Genomic DNA, 14710 nt, shown 5'->3' on the forward strand with positions numbered 1-14710 from the left:
ATCAGGGATAAGTGCGTCGAAACCGGACGCCGCCCTACTTCCACGCCTCGCCGGTGCGGCCCAGGGCCTCGCCCAGATCATAGACGGCCTGCATCGAGGCCTGGTTGAAGTCCAGGCTGTTGGCGCCGTCGTAGTCCTCGGGAATGGCGGCGACATGGAACTCCAGCCCGTTGCGGCTGGCGAAGGCGCGGTTGGCGGCGATGGTGGCGCGAAGCTGGCCGCCCAGCACGGCGTCCAGACTGCGGGTCAGCACCGGGATGGCGGCGTCGCGCGTCACGGCGAAGCGCGGCGCGTCCTTGCCGTTGACCACGACATGCAGGCGCGCGCCCTGGAAGACCCCGGCCACGTCATCCCAGTTCCACATGATCTGCGGCAGGGCCACGAAGGGGTTCATCACCCCGCCGTCGACGTGCATCTCCTCGAACACCGCGCCCTGCCCCTGCGAGCGGATCATGACGGGGGGAAAGGCGCCGGGAATGCTGGCCGAAGCGACCAGCACGTCGCGGAACAGGGCCAGGGCTTCCGGTCCGCCGCGCTCGGCGATGGCGCCCATGTTCCAGATGACGCCGCGCTGGGCGTCCAGATCCGTAGTGGCGACCAGCAGCAGCCGCCCCTTGGCGTGCTCGGCCGCCACCTCGGCCAGCAGGGCCTCGTCGACATTGCGCTCGACCAGTTCACGCAGCGGCAGACCGCTGAACACGCCCGAGCCGACAAAGGCGCGCAAGCCCCGGCTCTTCAGCAGCCCGGTCGCCTCGCCGCCGGTATAGGCCTCCTTCAACCGCGCATCCCAGCGCGGGCCGAGGAAGACGAAGGGGGCGGCCAGGGCGCCAGTCGACACCCCCGTCACCACCTCGAAATCGGGCCGCTTGCCGCTGGCGGTCCAGCCGTTGATCAGGCCCGCCGTGAAGGCGCCGTTGGCCCCGCCGCCGGACAGGGCGATCAGGTCGAAATGACCGTCGGGTCCTTTCGGCACGCCCTCGCCCAGCTGCTGCTCGATGCTCTGCGCCGCCGCCTCGTCCTCGACGGAATAGCGGACATTGGGAAAGCCCACGGGCGAGGCCGCATCACGCTCGTTCAGGCCGAAATCGCTGCGCGCCCCGCTGGCGCAGGCCGACAACAGCAGACCGGCGCTCAGAACGACGGCGACCGTCCGCAACAGGCTGAAACTCATGGGCGTCCTCCAAGGACGAACACCTTAGGCGTGATCGATGACAGATGGAAAAGGACCGGCCACGAAAAACCGCGTTAGGCTTTGATTAACCAAGAAGGCCGCCCCAGCCTCGCCATGGTCCGAATACGAACGAAATACGGGACGACAACCGCATTATCCACAGCCTGTGGATTGATTCGCTTTATGGAAGCTTCCGATGTTCATCGCCATCGCCCGCCCGGCGGTGGAGCCCCAAGGCCCCGACGCCGTCGCCGTCCCCGGCTCCCCCGCCATTCCGTTCCTGACGCCCCGCGCCCTGCACGCGCGCCTGCTGGACAACGCCGCCGCACGGCGTCGCCGGGGACTGGAACGACGGCAGGCTCGCCGCGCCGACGACGCCGCCTACTGGATCGCGGCCGCCCCGATGGCGGTGCGAAAGGCCTGCGAGCTGCGACGGCATTCGACCTTTGTCGAACTGCCCTAGGGCTTTCGCAACCGCAGGAATTACAGAAAACTTCAGAGATCGGGCGCACACCGGCAATACGATCTTCTCGAGTTTTCAATGTCCGATTCCGACCTTCCGCCCGCCGCCTTCCTTCGCCCTCTTCTGGAGATCATGGCGGAAAGACTGGGCGGCGCGGCCATTCTGCACGCCGCGCCTAGCGGACGCATCCTGATGGTGGCGGGCGGCGTGCCAGGCCTGAAAATCAGCGATCCGATCGGCGCCTGCCCCGAGGACTACGCCGACCGCTTTCAGGTTTTCGCCCAGGACGGTTCGATCGCCCGGTTCGAAGACCTGCCGGTCGTGCGGACCATGGCCTCGGGCGAAGCCATCACCGACGAGGTCTGGCTGCTGGGCGGCGTCGACGGCCCTGTGCCGGTCTTCGTCGACTCCTATCCGCTCAAGGACGAGGCGGGCGTCATCATCGGCGTGATCGCCGCCGCGACCGATCCCAAGCGGTGGAGCACACGCGCCGAACGCCTGAAACACACCATATCGGTGCGCGACGGATTCGCCCGCGGCTGAAACCGCCTGCGAAAACCGCATGCCTTGGTCGCGCCCGCCCGCTATATCGGCGGCGTTTCCATCGGCCTGAAGGCGATCATGAGTCTCTCCTCGGACAAGAAGCCCGCCGTTCTGGTAGCGGGCGGCGCCGGCTATATCGGCAGCCACGTCTGCGAGGCCCTGGCCGCGGCGGGCTATCTGCCGGTGACGCTGGACAATCTGTCGACCGGCCACGCCGCCTTCGTCCGCTGGGGCCCTCTGGTCCAGGGCGACGTGACGGACGCCGAAGCCGTGCGTCGCGCCCTGATCGACCATGAGGCGGTCGCGGTCATGCATTTCGCCGCCTCGTCCGTCGTCAGCGAATCGACGGTTCAGCCGCTCGACTACTATCGCAACAATGTCGGCGGTCTGCTGAGCCTGCTGGACGGCATGCGGGCGGCGGGCGTGGACAAGCTGGTCTTCTCCAGCACCTGCGCCATCTATGGCGATCCGAAGGGCGCGGTGATCCGCGAAACCCTGACCCCCGCCCCGATCAGTCCCTACGGCCGGTCGAAACTGATGTGCGAACAGATCCTGCAGGACGCCGCGATCGCCCATGACATCAGGGCGACGGCCCTGCGCTACTTCAACGCTTGCGGCGCCTCGGCCACGGCGGACCTGGGCGAATATCGTCCCGTCGAAACCCACCTCATTCCGCGCGCCATGATGGCCGCCCTGGGTCAGATCAGCGATTTTCAGGTCTATGGCGCGGACTATGACACCGCCGACGGCACTGCGGTGCGCGACTACGTCCACGTCGTCGATCTGGCGGCCGGTCATCTGGCGGCGCTGAACCAGTTGCTGGAAGGACGTCGCGGCTTCACCGCCTTCAATCTCGGGTCTGGCGAAGGCCGATCGGTTTGCGAGGTTCTGAGCGCCGTCACGGCGGTCTCGGGCGCCCCCGCGCCGCGCGCCGTGGGACCGCGCCGCGCCGGCGATCCGCCCTGTCTGGTGGCCGATCCGTCGCTGGCGCGCCAGGAGCTCGGCTTCACCACACGCCATTCCGACCTGGAGACGGTGATCAAAAGCGCCTGGGCCTGGCACAGTCGTCACCATGCACGCGGCAACGTCCTGACGTCCTGACCCCAAGCCTGCGCCCGAAAGAAAAAAGGCGGAGCCTGCGCCCCGCCTTTTTGATCCCTAGGCCTTCATCGAGTCCGCGAAACGGTTGAACAGGTAGAGGCTGTCGGTCGGCCCGGGCGAGGCCTCCGGGTGGTGCTGAACGCTGAAGATCGGCTTGTCCTTGACGGCGATGCCGCAGTTGGTGCCGTCGAACAGGCTGACGTGGGTTTCGACCACGGCGTCAGGCAGGCTGTCGCGGTCCACGGTGAAGCCGTGGTTCATCGACACGATCTCGACCTTGCCGGTCGTCAGGTCCTTGACCGGATGGTTGGCGCCGTGGTGGCCCTGCTCCATCTTCACCGTCTGGGCGCCCAGGGCGATGGCCAGCATCTGGTGACCCAGGCAGATGCCCATCAGGGGCTTGCCGCTGGCGACCAGCTTCTTGATCTCGGGCACGGCGTATTCGCCCGTCGCGGCCGGATCGCCCGGACCGTTAGACAGCACCACGCCGTCGGGATTACGGGCCAGGATGTCTTCGGCCGGGGTATTGGCCGGAACCACGGTGATCTTGGCGCCAGTCGAGGCCAGGGCGCGCAGGATGTTGCGCTTCACGCCATAGTCCACGACCACGACCTTCTTGTCGGTCGCATCGACCTTGGGATAGCCGGCGGGCCATTCCCACACGCCCTCGTTCCAGTCGAAGGCCTGAAGCGTCGAGGCGTCCTTGGCCAGGTCCAGGCCGACCAGGCCGGTCCAGGCCTTGGCCTGGGCCACCAGGGCCTCCAGGTCGAACTGGCCGTCCGGGTGGTGGGCGATGACGGCGTGGGGCGCGCCCTTGTCGCGGATGATCTTGGTCAGCGCGCGGGTGTCCACGCCCGACAGGCCGACCACGCCGCGGCGCTTCATCCAGGCGTCCAGATCCCCTCCCGAGCGCCAGTTGGCCGGATCGGTCGGGACGTCGCGGAAGATGGCGCCGCGGGCCGAGGTCCCCGAACCGTCGCCGATCTGCTCCACGTCCTCGACGTTCACGCCGACATTGCCGACGTGCGGGAAGGTGAAGGCCAGGATCTGGCTCATGTAGGAGGGGTCGGTCAGGATTTCCTGATAGCCCGTCATGGCGGTGTTGAAGACCACCTCGCCGAGGGCCGTGCCGACGGCGCCGACGCCGATCCCCTGCAGGATGGTGCCGTCAGCGAGCGCGAGGACGCCAGTGGCGCCGGACAGAATCTGGGTCGTCATGGCGCAGGCTCCTAACAATGAATACGGGCAGACAAACGGCGGCGTGACTAAAGAGATGCAGGGGCGGGGTCAACACGCCCCGGAGATTAAACCTTCTGGCCCTTTCGCACCCAGACCCAGGCCAGGCTGGTCAGGGCGAAGAATCCGACGCTGGGCAGGATATAGTCGCCCGCCGCCGCCGCGACGGCGAAGGCCGAGAAGACCACGCCCCCGACCGCCAGCAGCCGCCAGCCCGTCTTGCGCGTCAGCTTCCACAGCGTCAGGGCGCAAAGCGCATACATGCACAGGGTCAGGACCGAGGTGACGCCGATCAGGGTCTCGAACTGCTCGTTCAGCTTGGGCTGGGTGCTGGCCACGACCATGGCGCTCATGATGACGCAGTTCAGAATGGGATTGCTCAGCGGCGCCTTGCCCTTCTGCGCCCCGCCGAACCAGCGCGGCAGCCAGCCGGCCTCGGCGGTGCTGCGCGCGGTCTCGCCCGCCAGCATGGTCCAGCCGGCGATGGTGCCCAGCACCTTGATGACGGCGCAGGCCGCGACCAGACCGGCCACCGACGAGCCCATGACCCGCGCCACCAGATCGGCATAGGGGCTGGTCGAATGGACCAGGATATCCGCTGGAATGACGCCGAAGACGGCGATGCTGGCGGCCACATAGACCACGAAGGCCAGGGCCACGCCGCCCAGAGAGGCCCGGCCCACGTCGACCGAGGGGTTCTTGACCAGGCTGGACAGGGCCGCGGCGCTTTCCACGCCCAGGAAGGCCCAGAAGATGATGACCAGCGAGGCCGGCACCGACTTCAGCAGGGGCTGCTCGCCCGGGCTCCACGAGCCGAGGAAGGTGTCGCCGCTGAAGGCCAGGGCCCCGGCGATGATGGCCAGGACGATGGGGATCAGGCCGAGACCCAGGGTGATGGCGCCGAAGCGGGCGGCCGTCTTGGCCCCGCTCGCATAGGCCGCCGTCGTCAGCCAGATCAGGGTCAGGTTGCTGACCATGCCCCACAGGGGCTCCTTCAGCACCGGGAAGAAGAAGGCCAGATAGCCGGTCCCCGCCACCGCCAGTGCCACATTGCCGCTGAGGCAGGCGGCCCAGTAGGCCAGCCCCGTCTGATAGCCGATGAAGCGGCCCATGCCGCGCCGGGTGAAATCCGAAAGTCCGTCGGCGTCGGGCTGCATCCGACCCAGACCGCCGAACACCAGCGCGAGCGTGACGGCCCCCAGGCCGCAGATCAGCCAGCCGATGATGCTGCTGCTGCCCGTCGGCGCCAGGGTCGCCGGCAACAGATAAACCCCCGAACCGATCATGTTGCCGGCCACCACCAGGGCGGCGAGCGCCCATCCGATGCGGTGCGGCGGGTCGGGCAGAATTTCCGTCTGGGTCATCTTCGCCGCATAGACCGAAATGTCGCACCCGTCGCCCCTTTCTCTCCGTCATCCTCCGGCAAGCCGCGCAGCGGCGCCGACCGGGGGACCCAGCGGCGCCCGTCAGGGCGACCCGAAGGGTGGTGCGTAGCAGCCCAAACCCACACGCTGCGCTTGCCGCAAAGATCGCCTTCGGCGCCGCTGGGTCCCCCGGTCTCGCGATGCTCGCCGGAGGATGACGGAAAGTGCTAAACGCCCGCCGACACCTGCGGAGCCTCCCCATGACCATCACCACGGTCGGCCTCGATGCCGACGACACCCTGTGGCACAACGAGACCATCTTCCGCCTCAGCCAGAAGCGTTTCGTGGACCTGCTGGCCGACCACGCCGACGAGCCGGTGATGATGGGGCGTCTGGCCGAGGTCGAGCAGCGCAACCTTCGCCTCTATGGCTACGGCGTGAAGGGCTTCACCCTGTCGATGCTGGAGACGGCCATGGAGTTGTGCGACGGCGCCGCCCCGCCCCATATCGTACGCGAGATCCTGGCCGCCGGCCGCGAGATGCTGGCCCACCCGGTCGAGACCCTGCCCGGCGTCGACGAGGTCCTGGCCGAACTGTCCGGAAAATACCGTCTGGTCCTGATCACCAAGGGCGACTTGATGGATCAGGAGCGCAAGCTGGCGGCCTCGGGCCTGGGCGAACTGTTCGCCGCCGTCGAGATCGTGTCCGAAAAGGACCGCTCGACCTATGACCGCATCTTCGCCCGCCACGGCACCGGCGCGGCCGAGGCCGTCATGGCCGGCAACTCCATGAAGTCCGACGTCCTGCCCGCCATCGAGGCCGGGGCCTTCGCCTGTCACATCCCCTACCACATCACCTGGGCCCACGAGCTGGCCGAAGCGCCGGAGGGCCACCCCCGCTATGTCAGCCTCAGCCGCATCGGCGAACTGCCCGACTGGATCGCCGCCATCGACCGCGCCGACTGAATCCACAACCGCCTCATTCTGGCCCTTGCCCCTCCGGCCCCTCCTCTCTAAACGGGCCGCTTAACCGACAACCTGAACGGATCGGTCGCGGGGGCTCGCCCTGCGTCCGGTTTCTTCGCGCGCGTGGAGCCCGGCGCTGAACAGTCACGAGGAAAAGGATGCTATGGTGCGCGCTGCTCTGGCCGAGCAGGGCGACAGCGGGATCACCCCGCGCCATACGTTGTTCTATTTCTACGGCGACGAGGATGCGCATGGCGATCTCTGCGAGGTCGCGCGTCGTGCGGGTTTTCTGACTCGGGGCCAGGGCGACATGACCGTTCTGGAAACCACCATGCCGGTCGACGAGGCGTCGTTTTCGCCTGTGTCGGCCATGATGCAATCCTGGGCCGCGGCCTTCCAGCTCGACTACGACGGCTGGGAGTGCGCGGTCGTGACGAACTGAGTAGACGCCGATGCCCAAGCGCACAGACATCCAGTCCATCCTGATCATCGGCGCCGGCCCGATCGTCATCGGCCAGGCGTGTGAGTTCGACTATTCGGGCGTTCAGGCCTGCAAGGCGCTGAAGGCCGAGGGCTACCGGGTCATCCTGGTCAACTCGAACCCCGCCACCATCATGACCGACCCGGAGGTGGCCGACGCCACCTATATCGAGCCGATCACCCCGGACATCGTCGAGAAGATCATCGCCAAGGAGCGCCCCGACGCCCTCCTGCCGACCATGGGCGGCCAGACCGCCCTGAACACGGCCCTGGCCCTGAACGCCTCGGGCGCCCTGGCCAAGTACGGCGTCGAGATGATCGGCGCCAAGGCCGAGGTCATCGACAAGGCCGAAGACCGCCAGAAGTTCCGCGACGCCATGGACAAGCTGGGTCTGGAATCGCCCCGCTCGCGCGCCATCCACCACATCGAGGAGGCCGACGACGCCCTGGCCTTCGTCGGCCTGCCCGCCATCATCCGCCCCAGCTTCACCCTGGCCGGCACCGGCGGCGGCATCGCCTACAACATCGAGGAGTTCCACGAGATCGTGGAGCGCGGCCTCGACCTGTCGCCGACCACCGAGGTCCTGATCGAAGAGTCGGTGCTGGGCTGGAAGGAATACGAGATGGAGGTCGTCCGCGACACGGCGGACAACTGCATCATCATCTGCTCGATCGAGAACGTGGACCCCATGGGCGTCCACACCGGCGACAGCATCACCGTCGCCCCGGCCCTGACGCTGACGGACAAAGAATACCAGCTGATGCGCACGGGCTCGATCAACGTCCTGCGCGAGATCGGCGTCGAAACCGGCGGCTCCAACGTTCAGTGGGCGATCAACCCGGCCGACGGCCGCATGGTCGTCATCGAGATGAACCCGCGCGTGTCGCGCTCCTCGGCCCTGGCGTCCAAGGCCACCGGCTTCCCCATCGCCAAGGTCGCCGCCCGTCTGGCCGTCGGCTACACCCTGGACGAGCTGCAGAACGACATCACCCAGGTCACGCCCGCCTCGTTCGAGCCGAGCATCGACTATGTCGTCACCAAGATCCCGCGTTTCGCCTTCGAGAAGTATCCGGGTTCGGAGCCCCACCTGACCACGGCCATGAAGTCGGTCGGCGAAGTCATGGCCATCGGCCGCACCTTCCAGGAATCGATGCAGAAGGCCCTGCGCGGTCTGGAAACCGGCCTGTCGGGCTTTGACGAGATCGAGATCGAGGGCGTCACTGACGCCGACGACGACGCAGGCGCCCGCGCCGCCGTCGTCCGCGCCCTGGGCGAGCCCACGCCGGACCGCATCCGCGTCATCGCCCAGGCCTTCCGCCACGGCCTGACGGTCGAGGAAGTCCACGCCGCCTGCTCCTATGAGCCCTGGTTCCTGCGCCAGATCGCCGACCTGATCCGCACCGAGGGCCACGTCCGCGTCCAGGGCCTGCCCGCGACCGAGATCGAGTTCCGCAAGCTCAAGGCCAAGGGCTTCTCCGACGCCCGTCTGGCGACCCTGACCGGCAAGTCCGAGGCCGAGGTCCGCGCCGCTCGCCGCGCCCTGAAGGTCCGCCCGACCTTCAAGCGCATCGACACCTGCGCCGCCGAGTTCGCCTCGGCCACCGCCTACATGTATTCGACCTATGAGACCGGCGCCCTGGGCCAGATCCCCGAGTGCGAGGCCGAACCGTCGGACAGGAAGAAGGCCATCATCCTCGGCGGCGGCCCCAACCGTATCGGTCAGGGCATCGAGTTCGACTACTGCTGCTGCCACGCGGCCTTCGCCTTCGCCGACATCGGCGTCGAGTCGATTATGGTCAACTGCAACCCCGAGACCGTCTCGACCGACTACGACACCTCGGACCGCCTCTACTTCGAGCCCCTGACGGGCGAGGACGTGCTGGAGCTGATCGACGTCGAGCGCTCCAAGGGCGACCTGATCGGCGTCGTGGTCCAGTTCGGCGGCCAGACCCCGCTGAAGCTGGCCCACGCCCTGCAAGAGGACGGCGTGCCGATCCTGGGCACCAGCGTCGACAGCATCGACCTGGCCGAGGACCGCGAGCGCTTCCAGCAGATGCTGCAGGCCATCGGCCTGCAACAGCCGCCGAACGGTCTGGCCCGCTCGGCCGAGGAAGCCGCGCAGAAGGCCGAGGAAGTCGGCTATCCCGTCGTCCTGCGCCCCTCCTATGTGCTCGGCGGGCGCGGCATGATGATCGTCCACGACCGCGAGCAGCTGGACCGCTACGTCCATGAGGCCATGCGCGTCTCGGGCGACGATCCGGTGCTGATCGACCACTATCTGAACCGCGCCACCGAAGTGGACGTCGACGCCCTGTGCGACGACGAAACCGTCTTCGTCGCCGGCGTGCTGGAACACATCGAGGAAGCCGGCGTCCACTCGGGCGACAGCGCCTGCTCCATGCCGCCCTTCTCGCTGCGCGCCGAGATCGTCACCGAGCTGAAGCGTCAGACCACGGCCATGGCCAAGGCCCTGAAGGTGCGCGGCCTGATGAACGTCCAGTTCGCCATCGAGGAGCCGCACAGCGAAAACCCGCGCATCTTCGTGCTGGAAGTGAACCCGCGCGCCTCGCGCACGGCGCCCTTCGTGGCCAAGACCATCGGCCAGCCGATCGCCGCCATCGCCGCCAAGGTCATGGCCGGCGAGAAGCTCGCCAGCTTCGGTCTGGTCGATCACGAACTGGACCACATCGCGGTCAAGGAAGCCGTCTTCCCCTTCGCCCGTTTCGCCGGGGTCGACACCATCCTGGGCCCGGAAATGCGCTCGACCGGCGAGGTCATGGGTCTGGACTGGAAGCGCGACGGCGAGGCCGATCTGGCCCCCGCCTTCGCCCGCGCCTTCGCCAAGTCGCAGATCGGCGGCGGCACCACCCTGCCGACCGAGGGCTGCGCCTTCGTCTCGGTCAAGGAAGCCGACAAGCCCTTCATCGTCGAGGCCGTCCGCTCGCTTCTGGAGCAAGGCTTCTCGGTGATCGCCACCTCGGGCACCCATGACTATCTGAAGGCCCAGGGCGTCGAGGTCGGTCTGGTCAAGAAGGTGCTGGAAGGCCGCCCCAACATCGTCGACGCCATGAAGAACGGCGAGGTCCAACTGGTCTTCAACACGACGGACGGCAAGCAGGCCCTGGCCGACAGCTTCTCGATCCGCCGCACGGCCCTGATGATGAAGATCCCCTACTACACCACCGCCGCCGGTTCGCTGGCCGCGGCGCAAGGGATCGCCGCCATCCGCGCCGGCGACCTGGATGTCCGCCCGGTGCAGTCCTACAACTGAGCCTCGGCCCAGGCCTGAAAGTCAGCCCCCGGCGTTTCGACGCCGGGGGCTTTTTCATGGCTTGCGCTCGGCCAAGCTTAAGCTACGAGCGAGCGCAACAAGGAGATTTCGCCGATGAGAACCCTGCTGCTGTCGATGACCCTGGCGCTCGCCGTCGCCGCCCCCGCTGCGGCCGCAGAGAGGGAGTATCCTTCGATGACGGACGCCCAGGCGGCAGGGATCGAGCGAGTGACGACGCCCTTCTTTTCGTCGTTGAAGGAAAAAGCCTACGCCAAGGCCTATACGGATCTCTTCGCCGGGACGCTGCTGGCCAGCAAGACCGTCGAGGTCCAGCAGCTGATCAGCCAGACCACCTTCATCATGGAAACCTACGGCCCCATTGAACGGTGGGAGGTTTTCGAATCGGAATGCGCCACCACAGACATCTGTCGGGTTAAGCTCGCGACCTATACGACCAACGGCCCTGTCTACTTCTGGATCAGCCTCTATCAGAGAAACGGGGAGTGGAAGCCGACCTACATCCTGATGGGGGATACGCCCCAGTTCGTCTTCTGAGCCAGACGACCTCCTGTCGGCGCTCACCCTGATCCTGCTGCCCCTGACGCTCGCCAACCTCGTCGCCTTCGGTCTGTTCGCCATTGACAAGGGGCGGGCCAGAGCGGGCCGGCGCCGCATCCCCGAGCGCACCCTGCTGACCGCCGCCCTGTTCGGCGGCCTCGGCGCCGGGCTGGGCCAGCGGTTGCTCCGCCACAAGACACGCAAGCAACCCTTCGCGACCCGGCTGAGCCTGATCGTCAGCCTCTACGGATTGGTCCTGCTGGCGGCTGCGACCCTCCTCGCCTGGCGCAGCCTGACGACCTGAACCGCCGGGCCGCTGATCCGTTCAGGCTTCAGTCGCCCGGCTTTCACGGAGTTCCTCCATGCGCCTGCCCCGCCTCGCCACCCTTCTGGGCGGTCTGCTGCTGTCGCGGCGCGGACGCGGCTTCGCCGGTCGTCACGCCGGCAAGCTGGCCTTGGCCGCCCTGGCCTTCGAGCTGTGGCAGAAGCATCAGGCGGGCCGTCCCGACGCCATGCCGCGCGCCAAGGCCAAGCCCAACGCCAGGCATCACGCCCGCAATCGCTGGAGCGGTCGTCCTCGTCGCTGATCCCTCTGGACGGACCCGACGTCAAGCACTCAAGCTGAGCCTTCATCAGACGGAGCGCGCCCATGATCGTCGTCCATCACCTGAACAACTCCCGCTCGCAGCGCGTGCTCTGGCTGCTGGAGGAGCTGGGCCTGCCCTACGAGATCAGACGCTACGAGCGGAACCCCGCCACCATGCTGGCCCCGCCCGAGCTGAAGGCGGTGCATCCCCTGGGCAAGTCGCCGGTGCTGGACGACGGGGACGTCCGCGTGGCCGAGACCGGGGCCATCATCGAGCACCTGCTGGATACCCATGATCCCGAGGGCCGGCTGCGCCCGGCGCGCGGCACGGTTGAGGGACGGCGTTTCACCTACTGGCTGCACTACGCCGAGGGCTCGGCCATGCCGCCCCTGCTGCTGAAGCTGGTCTTCAGCCAGTTGCCGAAGCGTGCGCCCGGTCTGGTGCGCCCCGTCGTCAACGGCATAGCCGCCAAGGCGCAGAGCAGCTTCATCGACCCGCAACTGAAGGCGCATGCCGATTGGCAGGAAGAGGAACTGGCCGCCACCGGCTGGTTCGCCGGGCCTTCGTTCAGCGCCGCCGACATCATGATGAGCTTCCCGCTGGAAGCCGCCGCCAGCCGCGCCATCGACCTGTCGGCCTATCCCAATATCGCCCGTTTCCTTCAGACCATCCATGCCCGGCCGGCCTGGAAAAGGGCGCTGGAGCGCGGCGGAGATTACGCCTACGCCTGATCCCCACGTTCCCCGATCACGGCTTCGCGACCACGCAACCCCACACGGGCGTTAACGTTTACGACCCCATGCGTCTGTCCGTCATTCAAGTCGTCGCCGCTCTCGCCGCCGCCGTTTGCACCGTTATCGCCTTCATCGCGGCGGGTCTGGGGTTGATCTCGGGTCTGTTCATGCTGCTGGCGATGCTGGCGCTGATCTTCATCGCCTGGACCGCGCTTCGACGCGCCCTGGGACAGGATCGCGCACAGGCCTCGGCGGGTCGCAATACAGGGCCGCCCCGCGCCGAGTCCTGAAGCCCAACCGTGACGATGCTCTTGAGTTTGGCCGAAGGGCGCCCTACCCTCTTGGCCCCGATCGCGTGCGCCCCGTGATCGTGTCTGTGCTGATTTACGTCTCTCATTAGTCTCCGGGCGAAGCAAGAAACTCACGACACAATGGAAAAAGTGCCGATGACGGCCGAGGGCTACCGTGTCCTCGACGAGCAACTGAAGCAATTGAAGCAGGTCGAACGGCCGAGCGTGATTGCGGCCATCTCGGAGGCCCGCGAACACGGCGACCTGTCCGAGAACGCCGAGTATCACGCCGCCAAGGAACGCCAGGGCTGGATCGAAGGCTCGATCGCCGAGATCGAGGACAAGCTGTCGCGCGCCCAGGTCATCGACGTGACCAAGCTGTCGGGCAGCCAGGTCAAGTTCGGCGCCACCGTCACCTTCGTCGACGAGGACACCGAGGAAGAGGGCGTCTATCAGATCGTCGGCGAACACGAGGCCGACGTGAAGCTGGGCAAGATCTCCATCGCCTCGCCGATCGCCCGCGCCCTGATTTCGAAGGAAGTCGGCGACGTGGTCGAGGTCAACACGCCCGGCGGCGTGAAGGCCTATGAAATCCTCAAGGTCGAGTGGAAGTAAGCTCCCCTCCGCACGAGGACGCCACAGGGGCGCGCGGTTCCGCCGCGCGCCCTCTGTCTGTCTGGGTCGCATCCGACGGGCGAACCGGCATCCAGAATCAGGCCCTGGGCCTGGCCGAGGCCGTCGCCCGCCTGACCCCCGCCGAGATCGCGGTGAAGACGGTCCGCTGGCGCCCCGCCTTCGACCGCTGGCCCTCAAGCCTGAAGACCCCCGCCATGCTGGCGCCGGGGTCGTTCGATCCGCGCAGCGTCGCCGAATGGCCCGACCTGTGGATCGCCACCGGCCGCGCCAGCCTGCCCCTGTCGGCGCGCGTGCGCGACTGGAGCGGCGGCAAAACCTTTACGGTCCAGACCCAGGACCCGCGCTGGCGCAACGACCGCTACGACCTGATCATCGCCCCGGCCCATGACGGCCTGTCGGGCGACAATGTCTTCGAGATCATCGGCAGCCCCCACCGTATCACGCCGCAAAACCTGGCCGAGGCCGCGCCCGCCTTCGCCGACCGCATCCAAGCCCTGCCCCATCCGCGCGTCACGGTCATGATCGGCGGCAGGTCGAAAGCCTTCGACCTGACGCCCGCCCACGCCGCCGCTTTAGCCGACCAGATCAGGACGGCGGTTCAGGCGACGGGCGGCTCGCTGCTGCTGACCTTCTCACGCCGCACGCCCGAAGCCGCCAAGGCCGTCATGACCGAGCGCCTGTCGGCCCTGCCCGGCTGGATCTGGGACGGGACCGGCGACAACCCGCTGTTCGCCATGCTGGACGCCGCCGACCATGTCCTGGTCACCGAGGACAGCGCCAATATGGCGACCGAGGCCGCCGCGACCGGCCAGCCCGTCCACATCCTGCCCATGGTCGCGCTGAAGCCCGCCGGCAAGTTCGCCCGCCTGCACGCCGACCTGGCCGCCCATGGCGCCGCCCGGCCTTTCGACGGGTCCCTGGACAGCTGGAGCTACGCCCCGCTCAACGAGACCGAGCGCGCCGCACGCGCCGTGCTGGAGGCGATGCGGACTCGCTAGTCGCAGCCGCCCCCGCCGCCGTCCGACGAACAGCCCGCGTCGCTAGCAGACGACGAAGCGGAAGATCCGGTGTCGGAAATGAAGGTCGCATCGGACCCGCCGCCTTCGCTCTTTTTCTTCGTCTGAGCCAGCATCGCCCCCATCAGGGCCACGCCCAGGCCGCAGCCGATGGCCACGCCCAGGGCGAGCCCCAGAGCCAGGTTGCCCGTCGCCACGCCGACCCCCACCCCGATGGCGACGCCCGCGCCGACGCCGATGGGCAGGAAGGCCGCCGCCTTGGTCGTCGATTTCATCCCGTCTCCCCTCGATGAA

General features: G+C 67.6%; 17 protein-coding genes and 1 pseudogene. 14 read left to right on the forward strand and 4 right to left on the reverse strand.

Features of this window, described 5'->3' with window-relative positions; all coding sequences use genetic code 11:
• Nucleotides 1-34 precede the first annotated feature (34 nt).
• Nucleotides 35-1171: a patatin-like phospholipase family protein gene (locus tag ACZ5XO_RS12885; protein WP_464162735.1), complete on the reverse strand. Its 1137-nt coding sequence runs from the start codon at nucleotides 1169-1171 to the stop codon at nucleotides 35-37.
• 196 nt (nucleotides 1172-1367) lie between these two features.
• Here ACZ5XO_RS12885 and ACZ5XO_RS12890 point away from each other — a divergent pair, with 196 nt between their 5' ends.
• The 3 genes from ACZ5XO_RS12890 (at nucleotide 1368) to galE (ending at nucleotide 3278) form a co-directional block, all read left to right on the forward strand.
• Nucleotides 1368-1634, forward strand: a complete 267-nt coding sequence (locus ACZ5XO_RS12890) for a hypothetical protein (RefSeq protein WP_464162736.1) — start codon at nucleotides 1368-1370, stop codon at nucleotides 1632-1634.
• A gap of 78 nt (nucleotides 1635-1712) precedes the next feature.
• On the forward strand, nucleotides 1713-2177 hold the full coding sequence (locus ACZ5XO_RS12895) for a hypothetical protein (protein WP_464162737.1): 465 nt from the start codon (nucleotides 1713-1715) through the stop codon (nucleotides 2175-2177).
• 24 nt (nucleotides 2178-2201) lie between these two features.
• On the forward strand, nucleotides 2202-3278 hold the full coding sequence (gene galE / locus ACZ5XO_RS12900; protein WP_464162738.1) for a UDP-glucose 4-epimerase GalE: 1077 nt from the start codon (nucleotides 2202-2204) through the stop codon (nucleotides 3276-3278).
• Nucleotides 3279-3335: 57 nt separating this feature from the next.
• On the opposite strand, the gene carA is transcribed toward galE, so the two are convergent.
• Both carA and ACZ5XO_RS12910 read right to left on the reverse strand, forming a co-directional pair.
• Nucleotides 3336-4496: a glutamine-hydrolyzing carbamoyl-phosphate synthase small subunit gene (gene carA / locus ACZ5XO_RS12905; RefSeq protein ID WP_464162739.1), complete on the reverse strand. Its 1161-nt coding sequence runs from the start codon at nucleotides 4494-4496 to the stop codon at nucleotides 3336-3338.
• 86 nt (nucleotides 4497-4582) lie between these two features.
• Nucleotides 4583-5878 (reverse strand): amino acid permease, encoded by a 1296-nt coding sequence (locus ACZ5XO_RS12910; protein ID WP_464162740.1) that lies wholly within the window; start codon nucleotides 5876-5878, stop codon nucleotides 4583-4585.
• 260 nt (nucleotides 5879-6138) lie between these two features.
• On the opposite strand from ACZ5XO_RS12910, the gene ACZ5XO_RS12915 reads away from it, so the two are divergent.
• The 11 genes and pseudogenes from ACZ5XO_RS12915 (at nucleotide 6139) to ACZ5XO_RS12965 (ending at nucleotide 14398) form a co-directional block, all read left to right on the forward strand.
• Nucleotides 6139-6843 (forward strand): HAD family hydrolase, encoded by a 705-nt coding sequence (locus ACZ5XO_RS12915; protein ID WP_464162741.1) that lies wholly within the window; start codon nucleotides 6139-6141, stop codon nucleotides 6841-6843.
• A gap of 163 nt (nucleotides 6844-7006) precedes the next feature.
• Nucleotides 7007-7285, forward strand: coding sequence for a ribonuclease E inhibitor RraB (locus tag ACZ5XO_RS12920; protein ID WP_292083616.1), 279 nt, complete (start codon nucleotides 7007-7009; stop codon nucleotides 7283-7285).
• A gap of 10 nt (nucleotides 7286-7295) precedes the next feature.
• Nucleotides 7296-10595 carry a carbamoyl-phosphate synthase large subunit gene (carB, locus tag ACZ5XO_RS12925; RefSeq protein ID WP_464162742.1) on the forward strand — a complete coding sequence of 1100 codons (3300 nt, stop codon included), beginning with the start codon at nucleotides 7296-7298 and terminating at the stop codon, nucleotides 10593-10595.
• 114 nt (nucleotides 10596-10709) lie between these two features.
• The gene (locus tag ACZ5XO_RS12930; RefSeq protein ID WP_464162743.1) at nucleotides 10710-11150 is read left to right on the forward strand and encodes a hypothetical protein; all 441 of its coding nucleotides are present in this window, start codon (nucleotides 10710-10712) and stop codon (nucleotides 11148-11150) included.
• 82 nt (nucleotides 11151-11232) lie between these two features.
• Nucleotides 11233-11307 (forward strand): annotated as a pseudogene (locus ACZ5XO_RS12935) (DUF1294 domain-containing protein); the annotation flags it as partial.
• 27 nt (nucleotides 11308-11334) lie between these two features.
• Nucleotides 11335-11457, forward strand: coding sequence for a hypothetical protein (locus ACZ5XO_RS12940; RefSeq protein ID WP_464162744.1), 123 nt, complete (start codon nucleotides 11335-11337; stop codon nucleotides 11455-11457).
• Between the two features lie 58 nt (nucleotides 11458-11515).
• Nucleotides 11516-11740, forward strand: coding sequence for a cysteine protease (locus tag ACZ5XO_RS12945; protein ID WP_464162745.1), 225 nt, complete (start codon nucleotides 11516-11518; stop codon nucleotides 11738-11740).
• A 62-nt stretch (nucleotides 11741-11802) separates the two neighbouring features.
• On the forward strand, nucleotides 11803-12471 hold the full coding sequence (locus ACZ5XO_RS12950; protein WP_464162746.1) for a glutathione S-transferase: 669 nt from the start codon (nucleotides 11803-11805) through the stop codon (nucleotides 12469-12471).
• A gap of 68 nt (nucleotides 12472-12539) precedes the next feature.
• Nucleotides 12540-12764 carry a hypothetical protein gene (locus ACZ5XO_RS12955; RefSeq protein ID WP_464162747.1) on the forward strand — a complete coding sequence of 75 codons (225 nt, stop codon included), beginning with the start codon at nucleotides 12540-12542 and terminating at the stop codon, nucleotides 12762-12764.
• Nucleotides 12765-12905: 141 nt separating this feature from the next.
• Entirely contained in the window at nucleotides 12906-13379 is a 474-nt protein-coding gene (gene greA, locus ACZ5XO_RS12960) for a transcription elongation factor GreA (protein ID WP_400542359.1), read from the forward strand.
• A complete protein-coding gene (locus tag ACZ5XO_RS12965) occupies nucleotides 13370-14398 on the forward strand; it encodes a mitochondrial fission ELM1 family protein (protein ID WP_464162748.1) in 1029 nt (342 codons plus the stop codon). The genes greA and ACZ5XO_RS12965 overlap by 10 nt, the downstream gene beginning before the upstream one ends.
• Here ACZ5XO_RS12965 and ACZ5XO_RS12970 read toward each other — a convergent pair.
• Nucleotides 14395-14691, reverse strand: a complete 297-nt coding sequence (locus ACZ5XO_RS12970) for a hypothetical protein (RefSeq protein ID WP_464162749.1) — start codon at nucleotides 14689-14691, stop codon at nucleotides 14395-14397. The genes ACZ5XO_RS12965 and ACZ5XO_RS12970 overlap by 4 nt on opposite strands.
• Between the last annotated feature and the right edge of the window lie 19 nt (nucleotides 14692-14710).

The sequence above is a fragment of the Brevundimonas sp. T2-11 genome (assembly GCF_055397675.1).